The following is an 11,957-nucleotide window of genomic DNA, read 5'->3' as shown; positions in this document are numbered from 1 at the left end:
GTTCTCCTCCCGTTACGGCATCAGTTCAGGTGGATGTTCTCGCCTTGCACGACGACGTCGTCGGTCGCGTTCACCCGCACCTCGCCCTGTCGGGCGACGAGATCGATGCTCGTGGCGCTGATGCGCAGCGCGCCCGGCAGCTCGAGGTCCACGCCCTCGGTCATGAGCCGGATCACGGGGCCGGTCTCCGAGGCGAACACCTCGACGAGCGGCTTACCGTCGGCGGTGGTGACGCGCAGCGTCTCATCACCGTGGAGCGCGAGGCGCGCGGCCTCCGCGCGCGGCGCTTCGGGGCGCAGGGCAAACCCGTCGACGACGCCCGTCACGATGGGCTCGGGCCAGTTCGATGGCTGCGAGACGAGCACGCGGTCGTGCGCGCGCACGGCGAGGCCATGCAGTGACGGCAGCCAGCACTCCTGCGCGCCGCGGGGCGTCGCCCAGCGGACGAGGAGGCGGCCGATCAACGTCGGGTGCCGCGCGTCGATGCACTCGCCGACGATCACCTCGCCGGGGCGCAGGCCCGCGAGCGGCTCGGGCGGCGCCTCGTCGAGGTGCGCGAGAGAGGCGTCGACGAGCTCGTCGACGGGGGAGGGCTCTTCGTAGAGCACGGATGATTCGCGGTCAGAGCTGTGTCGCATGCTCACACTGCCTTCCAGGTCGCGCCCGGGCGCGGGGCGCCGTGAGGTTGGGCCGATGACGTGTCCAAGGGTTCCGCGCTCAGCACTCTCCCCGTGCTCTTGGCGAGATAGAGCCGATACCGCAGCTTGGGGACCACGGCGCGAAAGGGCGACTCTCGCACAGGGATCTTATGCCCACGAACGAGAAGTGAACGATAGTAGTCGTTCGAGTCGCTGATCGCCATCGTCTCCATCACGTTCGCCGGGGCGTAACGCTCCACGACGCCCTCGACGGCCTCCACATGTCGTGTGAAGACGTCTCGACGGAGCCAGAGGCAGATGAGAGCGGCGGGGAGGGTAGGCGCGGCGAAGAAGAGAGGGGAAGAGCGACTGCCGAGGATCAATGGCACGGCAGGTATGAACCCGAGCCAGCTGATGAACATGAAGGGGACCACCGCCGAGGTGAGGCGCCGGCGCACCTGGCGCGGGGACATGGTGCCTCGACGGTTGTGCTCGAGGTCCTCGGCATCGAATGCAAGCGCGTCGGCGAGGGCGCGGAGCAGCTCGGCGCATTCACCGATGTGCGGCGCAATGGGGAACGGCTGCGCGAGCGCGGAGCCGAGGCCCGGCCTCGAGTCGAGGTGCAAACCCACTTCCCTGGGATTGGTGAGCGAGATGGACCAGACCCCCCCGGGGACGACCGTTGATTCGGCGGCGACGACGACCCGGGACCGCGGCAGGGCGTAGGCGCGGTAGGGCCCGGGCGGGAGCGGCGCCGACCTCGCGTGGACGGCCGGCGACCCGTCGACCGGCTCGAGTACGTAGTTGTTGTAGGAGAAGCGCGTCGTCCAGACGACGCGACCGAGGAACGCTACCACGTTGCCTTCGGCGATATCGGTGCGGAGCGCGGCGCGGCGCTGGGCTCCTCGCACGAGCATCCATACAAGCCCGAGATTGCACGCCAGGACGAGCACCCCGCCGAGCAGCGCGGCCTTCATGCCCGAGGCTTCGTGTCGCCACTCCGAAGCCATGGCCGCGGTAGCCATGATGAGGGTCGTGAGGGTGACGAGCAGGCCGAGCCACACCGCCCACGTTTTGAACCGGACCGGAGCAGCCTTCTCGAGCACGCCTCGCTGCGCTGAGGAGAGGTGCCCTGCCCGGTTCCTCGTGAGGTCCTCGGCGAGCGAAGCCGTGGCGGCTCCGTGGCTCACGTTCGCTCCTGCCGCCCGTTCGTCGATGACATTCGATCGCGCAGCGTGGGCGGAGCCTGGTAGTGAATGGGCCGATCGCCGTCGACAGTCACCGCGACAGGGATGTACTTGTGGATCCCCGGCACGAACGTGCGCGGTAGCGCCACCGTGGCCCCGTAGACGAGAGAGACGCGCTCCACAGCAGGCTCCACGAGGATCGTGTGGGTGCGAGGCACGACGGGCACGCGGCCACCCTCGATCATGAACGCGATCGACGGCGCCCGGGGCAATGTGAACTCGATCGATGGCCGCTCTGCGTGCATGCCCTCGATGCGAACCACCTCGTCGCCGCGCACCGCGTCGAGCACGAAGCCCGGCGGAGCTTCCTGAAAGAACCGCGGCGACAACCCCGGCGCGCGCGCGCCGCGGTACCCTGCCGGGAGCACGCCGAGCCGCACCTCGGGCAACCGCTCGTCATCCGGCGGAGGAAACCATGGTTCGACCGAGGGACCGAAGCCAAGGTGACGCGGGAACGCGAGCGGAGGCACGAAGTCGAAACATGCTGGAAGCGGCTGCCGGTACCAGAGCGCCGGATCCTTGGTCACGAGCCGCTCGACCGTGAGCCGATCGAGCGGATCCTCGAGGTTCGGCAGCTCGGCGCCGTGGAGCGGCGCGAGCTCGACGAGGTAGCCTTTGCCCAGCGGGTTTCGCGGGTAGGTGCCAGGGTGATCCATGCCCATCGAGGCCATCCCCAGCCGTGGCAAGGACACCTCGCCCTGAAGCTCGACACGCGGGTCGGCGCCGCCGTAGGCGAGCTCCCAGATCACGGGCATCACGGTGAACGGCTCCGGATCATCGATGACCGGCCTGCCTCCCGCGGTCCATCTGATCTCTCGCCGGCCGAAGATCGCGATGCGCTTCGACGTGGCGCCGATCGAGGCTCCCACGAACATCTGCGTTGTCGGCCGGCCACCGGGTGCGTACGCGGCGCCACGGACGACGAAGTCGGTCGCCTCCTTGCTCGGCCAGAAATCGATCCCCGCAGGGATGCGCGGGACGAGCGCCTCGTCACGAGGATCGTTGAACAGAGGCAGCGGCGGTGCAAGCTCGCACCTTCGCCCGGCGATCGTGAACGTCTTTTTCACCAGCACGTACGCTGTCGGGGACACCCCTTCCCAGGGGCCGAGCTCCAGGACGGCGTCATACGTCTCGCGCACGGGTGTACGTTCGGCGATCACAGCGGAGGACCCCAGACGTTGGAACCTGCGGCGTCGGCGGCGCGAGACGGGCTGCCGCTGCTGCCAGTCTGCTCCGGAAACGGCCTGGGGTCACCAGGGTGCTTACGACTCTTCATCGTGACCTTGCCGTCTTTGTTCTCGACGACCGTGACGGTCGTGGTGCCGTCGGGGTTGGCCACGGTCGTCGTTCGTCGGTCACCGCTCTGGCCTTTTACCACCCTTTCCGTCTTGCTCGACCAACCCTGGCCCTCGGGGGCTCCGGGGTTATAGTCGTGTTGCTTCGACTCGGAGCCGAAGGGCGTCGCCTCTTCCTTCTTGAGCGTCCACTTCGTTCGCTGCTCTTCAGAGGCGTCGGGGTGGTGCTCGCCGGCGGCAGTTCCTTTGATGCCGAGGCCGGGACCAGCCCCCGCGGCGCCGAGCTGGCCTTTGAACCCCTCCTTGGTCGTGTCCCCGCCGGCGTCCCAGGTGTACTCACCAGAGCCACCGATGCTCGCGGCGCGACTCTTGTATTTATCCTCCACCTTCTTCTCGATGCTTATAGAGATCTTTTGCGGGTTGTTGGTGGTGTCCGTGGACAATGTGGACGCGATTATCTTGATCTCGATGCCGCCAGGAGCCTTCACCTTCGTGTCGATCCGAATCGGGTAACGCGGATCAAGCATGTGTTGAACCAAGCTCGTCGTCGCGCTCGCAGCGGCCCCAAGGAAGCCCTTGGCGAGCTCCTCCCACGGATTTAGCTTCACATCAGGCAACCTGAAGAAGCAGTGGTCGATCGCCATCGTGGCGAGCGTCAAGAGGAGCCCACCGATCAGGTCCGCGCCGGACACGCCTACATGCACGTTCACGCACATGTTGGTGAACGTGAAGGTCGTGGGCCACGAGACCGGATCGCCGCAGGCGAGCAGCGCGAGCGGCGGCCACACGCCCGTGCACGCCGTCGTCTTGCCGTTCATCCGGACGGAGAAGCAGGTCACGGTCACGGCGCGCTTCGACTTGAACAGCTGCATCGGGAAGAGGGCGTTCACCGGCGGAATCGTGATCTGCGGAATGACAGGCCCGCAGTCGTGCAGATCGAGCATCACGTTCTTGCCGTTGACGAAGACGGTGGTCGTCTTCTGGACCTTCCCCGCGCTCTCGCCCGGCGGCCACGCGTGCGGGAGCGGGATCTCGATGGCCGCGTTGATCGTCGGCGGCGGCGCGGGCGGGATCGTCAGGAACAGGTGGGTCGAATAGCCCGCGCTGAGGTCGTTCGACCGGGTGACGGGGACAGGGACGCCCATGGCTCATCCTCCTCGGCTGGACGGCTCGTACCAGCCGCCCCGCTCGACGCGCAGGCGCATGGAGCGCTCCGCGCTGGGGTAGTCGTAGGTGAAGGCGTGGCGGAACACGAGGTAGAGGCGCCGCTCCTCCGGGAGCAGGACGAGCGCATGGGGTCGCAGCTCGCGAGTTCCGGTGCGGACCCCGGATACGTAATCGACGAAGACCCGCACTGCCGGAAGGGCAAAGGAGAGCGGCTCCGGCCCCGGGGTGAGCCCGGTCAAAGTCACCCGGCTCCGCGCCGCCGGCAGCGGGATGACCCATTGCGGGTGCGCCCGGTGATAGGCGCCGTCGTCGAACTGGGGCAGCGTGGGCCCGACTCCCGGGGGTGGCGCCACGGTGCGCATCGCCTGGACCGCGGAGTCCACCGGTACCGCGCCCCAGTACACGGGCTCGGGCGCGTCCTCGGGGAGACGTATCCGTGTCCTCGGATCCTCGATGTTGGGCAGCCGCCGGATCCCATCGTAGCGCGGGTACCCGTCGGGGGGATTCAGCGTCTCCATCAGGGACCTCACGGCGGGCGCAGGGTCGAAGCCGCGCCCACCACGGTTGCGGGCGTCCATCGCCTCGACGAACGCCTCGCGGTCGATCTCGACCTCGACGGTTCCACCGAAGGCGCGCTCATGGGTCAGGGGCATCCGCGTGAAGGGCACCGGCGCGCCGATGCGCGGGGTCGCGCCGCTCTCCCAGGTGCGATCCCCCGAGACCAGAAGCTCGCGCCGTTCGCCACCGACGGTGAGAGACACGACCATCTGGCCGACCGGCTCGCCGCCGGGCGCGTGCGCGGCGCCGAGCAGCACGACCTCGAACGCGTCGTCGCGCCTCGGCAGGTCGTCGCGGGGCGCGATGCCGAGCTCCGTCGCGCGATCGTCGTCGAGGAGCGGCCAGGGATCCTGCGTGTCGAGCTCCGTCCCCCTCGGCCCGATGCGGAACGTCGCCTTCGCCACCACCATACCGATGCGGTGGGTCGCGCCGAAGAGGCGCGCCGTCATCAGCTTGGCAGGGACGGCCGTGGCGTTGACCAGGTGCATGACAGGACCAGCGAGCACACCCGAACGCGACGCGCAGTGTCAAGCGGCCTCCGAGAAGGATTTCTGCTGCCACCACCCCGGGGCGAGGTGCAGCTTCGTGCCTGACTGGCGCTCCACGTGCGGCGGGAATACCGTCGCCCGAGCCACGTCTCACGGGCCGAGCACGCGGTCCCTCGGGGGCCTCGGCTCGCCGGCCGCGACCCCGGTCTCGCACCGCACCGCGTCATCTCGAGAGGTAGGATCCATGAACAAGCTCGCTCGCATCACCTCGGCGCTCGCCGCGCTCGTCGTCCTCGGCGCCGCCGCCCCTCCGGCCGCGGCTGCGGCCAAGGAGACCCCCGCGGCGGCCGCGAAGGCGCCGCATCACGGCCGTGGCAAGGGCCGGCCGCAGTTCCCGCAGGACGCCGCCAGCTTCAGCAAGCGGGTCGACGCGAAGAGCGCGAAGCAGCGCGCGAAGATCGAAGCGAAGATGCAGCAGGGCGGCGTCCCCGACGCGCGTCGCGCCGAGATCCGGAAGGCGCTCGACGACGCCCAGGCCAAGGTGCGCGCGGCGGTCGACAGGGCCGCCAAGGACGGCGTCATCACCCAGGACGAGGCGAAGCAGGTCCGCAAGCTCGCGCGCGAGGCGCGCAAGGCGATCGCGGAGCAGCTCGGGCTCGGGAAGAAGCACGAGAAGAAGGCGAAGCGCGAGAAGGGGAAGGGGCGCCGTATCGTGGTTCCGGTCACCTAGCGCGACGGAGGACGGTACGAAATGGATGCCGGCTGGCGGCACGCCGCCGCCGGCCAGGGCGCCAGCCGTGATGTTCTGTCACCGGTGCATGGCGCCCCCGCGCCAGGGTGCACGGCGAGGAAGCAGAGGCGAGGCCGCCGACCGCGCTCGCGGCGCCGGCGCCTGCTTCCTGGCCGCTCCTCAGTGCAGCTTGTTCTTGGCCTCGGCGAGCTCCTCGTTGATCCGCTTCACGAACGCGTCGAGGGTCATCGGGCCCTTGCTCGACGTGGCCGCGGCTTGAATGGCGTCCGTCGTGATCGAGGCGAGGCGCTCGACGTAAGCGAGCTCGGCTTCGAGCTTCTCGTAGTCGCCGCTGGCGAAGTACCCGCTGTCGTCCTTGACCTCGAGATCGGGCGCGTAGCGCTCCTTCACGTAACGCAGGATGGCGCACACGGCGACGTGCACCTTGGGGCCGGCGAACTGCGTTTTGGTCCAGTTGTAGCGGCTCCCCTGCTTGAAGAACTCGACTCCTGGCGCCTCCGGCAGGGCGGGGACGGCGATGCGCGGCCCGCCGCCGCTTGGCGTGCTTTGCGAGCTCCGGGCCAGATTGCGGGTGAGGGCCGCGGACTCGGCCAGCGCTTGACGCATCATGTCCGCCATCTCCGTGTTGCTGAGGAGGGCATGATAGTAGTGGTTGATGAAGGTGCCTTCCTCATCGAAATGGAAGTGCAGCGGCTCGCATTCGCGATGGGGGTAGAGCGTGATCCCCTCGAGACCGGAGCAGGTGACGCGCTTCTCGGCGACGAGCTCTTTCATGGCCTTGCTGAGCCAGCCGGCGGACTCGGCCTTGGCGGCGAGATCGCCGACGAGCTCTGGGACGAGGGCCGGGTCACGGAGCTTGCCGCTGTACGCGATGGAGATGCCCATGGTGCCTCCTGGTCAATCCCCTTTACTCCACCGCGGCTGTCGCGGCCAGCGCGCTCCCGCGCGCGACCTCGCACCGCGGCGACCCTCGCGGGCCGGCGATCGCGGCGCCCGTCCCGCTTACGTCCTGCAACGCTTGTTCACCACGCCTCCCGGAGAGAACCGCCAGGAGCCCGCCGGCCCCGACCTCCACGACAGCTTTTTTCATCGGGTGCGCGAGGCGTCCGCCCACCACACCCTCGTCGTGCAACAGAGCACCTCACGGGTCGGCTGGCGCGGCGCCGAGGCGACAAGCGCCTCGATCGTGTTCATTGCGATAGCGTTGCCGGAATTGTCACCAATTGCGTCGCGCCCGCAGGAACGAGAACGTGACCGACGGAGCTCCGCGGTCCGATTCCTCCGAGATCCGCTCTCGCTGCCCGTGGTTCGCCCCCGGTCCCAGTTCACGGTAGGCCCCCGGAGAGGTGTTCGCCGCGCGGGGTGGGGGATGGGCCGATGTGTGAGCCTGGGAGTCGAAGCATCCGGCAAGGCCGGGTGTTCCAACTCCCAGGCGAGTTCAGCGGGGCCCCCCCGGGGAAACGGCGTCGCGCCCGTCCCGTCAGGACGCCGCGCGCGGCGCCTCACCGAGGAGCTCGAGCCTCGCAAGGCTCGAGCAGGTCTCGGAGAGGGCGCGCATCAGCCGCAGCCGGTTGTCCCGCACGGCCGCGTCGTCCGTCATCACGAACACGTCGATGAAGTACTGGTGGAGAAGCGGCGCGAAATCCGCCACCGCCCGGAACGCCGCGTCGTACGCCCCGCTCTTCACGTCCGACGCGATCTGCTCCCGCAGCTTCAGGTACCCCGCGAAGAGCGCCGTCTCGCTCGCGTGCACCTCCTGCCCGAACGGCGCGACCGGCTCGCCCGGAGGGGCCTTGTCCGCGATGTTCGTCGCCCGCTTGAACACCTCGCCGACCCGCGCGCGCACGTCGGGGCTGAGCGCGTCGATCGCGCGCACGCGCGCCCGGAGGTCGAGCGGGCGGTCCGCGGCCACGCGCAGGCACGCGAGGACCGCGTCCTGCGGGAGCCGGTCGGACAGCAGGCCCCTCAGCCGCTCGGCGGAGAACTCGCCGAGGCGCGCCGTGAGCTCCTCGCGCGAGGCGCTGAGCTCCACGCCCGCGTAGCCGTCGTACGCGGCGCTGAACGCGGCGCCGAGGCGCAGATCGAGCTCGCGATCGAGCAGCGTGCGCAGCACGCCGAGGCAGGCGCGGCGCAGGCCGTACGGGTCGGCGGTGCTCGTGGGGATGAGCCCGATCGAGAAGCAGCCGACGAGCGTGTCGAGGCGGTCGGCGATCGCGACCAGCGCGCCGGCGTGCGTCGGCGCGGTCGCGTCCGCGGCGCCCCTGGGCAGGTAGTGATCGCGGATCACGTCGGCGACGTCGGGGCTGACCCCCTGGGCCAGCGCGTAGGCGCGGCCCATCTCGCCCTGGAGCTCGGGGAACTCGCCCACCATCAGCGCGACGAGATCGCACTTCGCGAGGTGCGCCCCCGACGCGGCCGCCATCAGCGTCGGCTCGGGCAGCATCAGGAGCAGGCCGAGCTCGCGGGCGAGCCGCTCGACGCGCTCGGCCTTGGCGAGCACGCTGCCGAGCCGCTTCTGGAACACGATGCCGCCGAGCTTCTCGCGGCGGTTCGCGAGCGGGATCTTGACGTCCTCCCGGTAGAAGAACTGCGCGTCGGACAGGCGCGCGCGCATCGTCTTGTCGTTGCCGCGCTTGATCGCCTCGGGCGCCTCCGCTGTGTTCACGACCGCCAGGTACCTCGGGAGCAGCGCGCCCGTCTTCGCGTCGCGCACGCCGAAGTAGCGCTGGTGACCGCGCGCGACCTCGAGGATCACCCGCTCCGGCAGCTCGAGGAACCGCTCCTCGAAGCCGCCGACGATGACGTGCGGCTCCTCCACGAGGGAGAGGTTCTCGCCGATCAGGAAGTCGTCCTCGATCAGCACCCCGCCGGCGTCGCGGGCCGCGGCGACCAGGCGCTCGCGCATGAGGCGCGCGCGCTCCTCGGTGTCGACGATCACGTGCGCCGCGCGCATCGCCTCGACGTAGTCCTTCGCCGCGCCGATCGCGATCTCGCCCGGCGCGAGGAAGCGGTGGCCGCGGCTCGCGCGGCCGCTGCGCACGCCGGCGATCTCGACGGGGATGACGTCGCCGCCGGAGAGCGCGACCAGCCACTGGATGGGGCGGCCGAAGGCGAACTCGCCCGTCCCCCAGCGCATCGACTTCCGGAAGGGGATGGCCGCGACGAGCGCCGCGAGGACCTCCGGGAGGAGCTCGGCCGCGGCCTTGCCGGCCTCGCGCCGGGTGCCCGCGAGGTACTCGCCCTTGGGCCCCTCGACGCGGCGCAGATCGGACACCGCGCAGCCGAGCTTCTGCGCGAACGCCTCGGCCGCCTTCGTGGGCGCGCCGTCCTTGAAGGCCGCCTTGACGGGCGGGCCGGTGACCTCCTCCTCGAGGTCCGGCTGGCGCGCCGCGACAGCGGAGACGAGCAAGGCGAGCCGCCGCGGGGTGCCGAGCGCGCGCATCGCGCCGTGGCGGAGCCTGAGCTCCGCGAGGCGCTTCGTGGCGAGTTCCGGGAGCGCGCGGAGCGCGGCCTCGACAAACGACGAGGGGAGCTCCTCGACGCCGATTTCGAGCAGGAGATCGCTCGCTTCGTTGGACATGGGACCGCGGACGCTACCCCAGAACCGCCCGTCCGGCGAGGCGGTCGATCGATCCACGGGGGCCACCTCGAGCCGCGGCTCGCTGCGCCGGACCCCGCGCCAGGCCGCGCCGGACCGAGCGCCCTGCCGCGCGCTCAGCGCCCCGGCGCCGCGTCCTGGAGGGCGCGCGCGAGCACCTTCGTGAAGGCGCGAGCCTCTCCTCCGTTCGGGTTGTTCTTGCGCCCGTAACGGCTCGCCGCGCCGACGCGCACGATGCACTGGACCGTCCGCGTGTACCGCCGCGCTTCCTTCGCGATCGCCCGATCGTCCGGCGCGGACGCCGACGAGACGGCCGCGCCGAGGTCGTTCAGCGCCGCGTCGAGCGGCGGGCAGCCCTCCGGCGTGTCGGGCAGATCGAGGGGGGGCGGAGCGTGGCAGCAACGGGCGCGCACGGCGGCGAGGGCCGCCATGTCGTACCAGCGGAGCACGCCCCATTCCTTCGTCGCATCCGAGATACCCTTCGGGCCGGCGGCCTGGGCGAGGTGGCCCTTCAGCGCGGCGACGCCCTTCATCGGGTCGACCTCGGCGCAGACGAACGCCATCTGCCCCGCGGTCGCGGCGTCGACGCTCTTGCCGGGGAAGAGCGGGGCCATGCACGCGGCGAACGCCGCCGGGGCCGCTTCCGCCGGCGCTGCGCTCGCCGCGCCGGCGTCCACCGGCGCCGCCGCGGCGGCGCCTTGCGCTGCCGCGGGAGCCGTGTCGTACGCTGCCGCGGAAGCGGCCGGGGGGCCTCCTGGCGCTGCGGGGGTGGCGCAGGCGGCGGGCGCGGCAGGCAGCGCCGGGACGGGCGGCTGGGGCGTCGCGGCACCGCGGTGGCGCAGCCAGAGCCACGCCGCCGCGGCGGCGCCGGCGAGGACCACGACACAGAGGACCAGCGCCGCGATCCGGGGGGCGGCGGACGGCCTCCCGCGGGGCGGGCGCGGCTCCGGCGCCGGGGCCGGGGCGCGCAGCGCACCGGGACGGGGCGCGCGGACGTGCGCGACGTCGCTGGCTGGCGCGGGCGCGAGCGCGAGCGGCTTCGAGGGCGTCGGCGGCACCTCGTCGCCCGCGAACAGCGGCACGGCGCGGAACGACGGCGGGCTCTCCAGCTCGTCGTCTTCATCGGAAAATAGCAATGCAGGTGGAATAGACGGCGTTTCCGCCTGCGCGGGCGAGAGGGCCGGCTGTTCGACCTGCGCGGGCGAGAGGGCCGGCCCGGGCGGGCTGCCGGAGGCACCTGCCGGTGTGGCGCCGGCGAGCTCCGATGGCCCGGGAGGCGAGGCCGAGGGCGCGTTCGCGGGCCGGTCTGGCGCCTCGGGCACCGGGGTGATCGGCGTGCCCGCCGTCGATCGGAGGCCCAGCGCCGAGAGCCCGTGGAGCGGGATCGGCGTCCGGCGCGCCGCGGAGCCTCCGCTGTGCGGCGGCAGCGAGCTCGTCTGGCCACGAGGCGGCGGGCTCCAGCGAGGCGGCTGCGAGCTGCGGGAGCTCTCTCCCGGCGGGGCGCTCCTGCGCGGCGGCTGCGAGCCGCCGGAGCTCTCTCCCGGCGGGGCGCTCCTGCGCGGCGGCTGCGAGCCGCCGGAGCTCTCTCCCGGCGGGGCGCTCCTGCGCGGCGGCTGCGAGCTCGACGCGCCCCGCAGGCCGCTGCTCGAGGGGCGCGGCGCCGGCACGGTCCTCGCCGGCGCTGCGAGCGGGTGCTCGTCGAGCGGCGTCAGCTCCTCCAGGCCGTCGCCCGGCCGCGCCGCCTCCAGCGCGCGGCGGAGCGCGGCGACCTCGACGATCCGCTCCCTGGCGTCGCGCGCGAGCGCCTGCTCCAGGACGCGCCACAGCGCGTCGCCCTCCGCGCCCGCCAGCGTCACCCGCGGCGCGGCGCCGGCGCCCTGCAGGCGGCGCAGCTCCCTGTCGCTCTCGGCCGGGAAGGGGTGCTTCCCCGAGAGCGCCACGTACAGGGTCACCCCGAGCGCCCAGGTGTCATCCCCGCGCGACGGCCCCTCGCCGGCGGCCCGCTCCGGCGAGCGGTAGCTTACGAACGCCGGCGTCTCGAGCGGATCCGACAGCCATCCCTGCGACGCGCACGGCTCGTCCCCCATGACGACGCACGCGGCCGACAGCCGGCCGTGCACGGTCCCGCGCCCGTGCATGCGCTCGACGCGCTTCGCCAGGCGGATGACCCAGCCCACCGCGTCCCGGGCCGGCAAGGGTCCCGCGCGTGCGATCC

10 protein-coding genes are annotated in these 11,957 nt (G+C 71.6%); 2 read left to right on the top strand and 8 right to left on the bottom strand.

Features of this window, described 5'->3' with window-relative positions; genetic code table 11:
• Positions 1-20 precede the first annotated feature (20 nt).
• From WMF42_RS39705 to WMF42_RS39685, 5 genes are all read right to left on the bottom strand, one after another.
• Positions 21-638 (bottom strand): hypothetical protein, encoded by a 618-nt coding sequence (locus WMF42_RS39705; RefSeq protein WP_437688301.1) that lies wholly within the window; start codon positions 636-638, stop codon positions 21-23.
• 2 nt (positions 639-640) lie between these two features.
• Complete coding sequence (locus WMF42_RS39700) at positions 641-1,744, bottom strand: hypothetical protein (protein ID WP_437688300.1); 1,104 nt, start codon at positions 1,742-1,744, stop codon at positions 641-643.
• An 80-nt stretch (positions 1,745-1,824) separates the two neighbouring features.
• Positions 1,825-3,024 carry a DUF2169 family type VI secretion system accessory protein gene (locus WMF42_RS39695; RefSeq protein ID WP_437688299.1) on the bottom strand — a complete coding sequence of 400 codons (1,200 nt, stop codon included), beginning with the start codon at positions 3,022-3,024 and terminating at the stop codon, positions 1,825-1,827.
• Positions 3,025-3,041: 17 nt separating this feature from the next.
• Positions 3,042-4,325: a hypothetical protein gene (locus WMF42_RS39690; protein ID WP_437688298.1), complete on the bottom strand. Its 1,284-nt coding sequence runs from the start codon at positions 4,323-4,325 to the stop codon at positions 3,042-3,044.
• 3 nt (positions 4,326-4,328) lie between these two features.
• Positions 4,329-5,393: a DUF2169 family type VI secretion system accessory protein gene (locus WMF42_RS39685; RefSeq protein ID WP_061612823.1), complete on the bottom strand. Its 1,065-nt coding sequence runs from the start codon at positions 5,391-5,393 to the stop codon at positions 4,329-4,331.
• Positions 5,394-5,637: 244 nt separating this feature from the next.
• Here WMF42_RS39685 and WMF42_RS39680 point away from each other — a divergent pair, with 244 nt between their 5' ends.
• A complete protein-coding gene (locus WMF42_RS39680; RefSeq protein ID WP_061612824.1) occupies positions 5,638-6,123 on the top strand; it encodes a hypothetical protein in 486 nt (161 codons plus the stop codon).
• Between the two features lie 180 nt (positions 6,124-6,303).
• Here the strand turns inward: WMF42_RS39680 and WMF42_RS39675 are convergent, their stop codons facing one another.
• From WMF42_RS39675 to WMF42_RS39665, 3 genes are all read right to left on the bottom strand, one after another.
• A complete protein-coding gene (locus WMF42_RS39675; RefSeq protein WP_061612825.1) occupies positions 6,304-7,029 on the bottom strand; it encodes a hypothetical protein in 726 nt (241 codons plus the stop codon).
• Positions 7,030-7,624: 595 nt separating this feature from the next.
• On the bottom strand, positions 7,625-9,724 hold the full coding sequence (gene glyS, locus WMF42_RS39670; protein WP_061612827.1) for a glycine--tRNA ligase subunit beta: 2,100 nt from the start codon (positions 9,722-9,724) through the stop codon (positions 7,625-7,627).
• A 134-nt stretch (positions 9,725-9,858) separates the two neighbouring features.
• Complete coding sequence (locus WMF42_RS39665; protein ID WP_437688297.1) at positions 9,859-10,878, bottom strand: hypothetical protein; 1,020 nt, start codon at positions 10,876-10,878, stop codon at positions 9,859-9,861.
• 109 nt (positions 10,879-10,987) lie between these two features.
• Between WMF42_RS39665 and WMF42_RS39660 the strand changes: the two genes are divergently transcribed.
• Positions 10,988-11,761: a hypothetical protein gene (locus WMF42_RS39660; protein WP_437688296.1), complete on the top strand. Its 774-nt coding sequence runs from the start codon at positions 10,988-10,990 to the stop codon at positions 11,759-11,761.
• Positions 11,762-11,957: the final 196 nt, after the last annotated feature.

Origin of the sequence: Sorangium sp. So ce176 (genome assembly GCF_051519835.1) — a bacterium.
Lineage (GTDB): Bacteria > Myxococcota_A > Polyangia > Polyangiales > Polyangiaceae > Sorangium > Sorangium cellulosum_G.
Note: the sequence above shows the minus strand (reverse complement) of the source record. Positions and strands in the feature narration are given on the sequence as shown.

What these genes read in the sequence shown, in the direction of transcription:
- WMF42_RS39705 (WP_437688301.1), bottom strand. Translation starts at nt 638, where the DNA reads ATGCGACACAGCTCTGACCGCGAATCATCCGTGCTCTACGAAGAGCCC.
- WMF42_RS39690 (WP_437688298.1), bottom strand. Translation starts at nt 4,325, where the DNA reads ATGGGCGTCCCTGTCCCCGTCACCCGGTCGAACGACCTCAGCGCGGGC.
- WMF42_RS39685 (WP_061612823.1), bottom strand. Translation starts at nt 5,393, where the DNA reads ATGCACCTGGTCAACGCCACGGCCGTCCCTGCCAAGCTGATGACGGCG.
- WMF42_RS39680 (WP_061612824.1), top strand. Translation starts at nt 5,638, where the DNA reads ATGAACAAGCTCGCTCGCATCACCTCGGCGCTCGCCGCGCTCGTCGTC.
- WMF42_RS39675 (WP_061612825.1), bottom strand. Translation starts at nt 7,029, where the DNA reads ATGGGCATCTCCATCGCGTACAGCGGCAAGCTCCGTGACCCGGCCCTC.
- glyS (WP_061612827.1), bottom strand. Translation starts at nt 9,724, where the DNA reads ATGTCCAACGAAGCGAGCGATCTCCTGCTCGAAATCGGCGTCGAGGAG.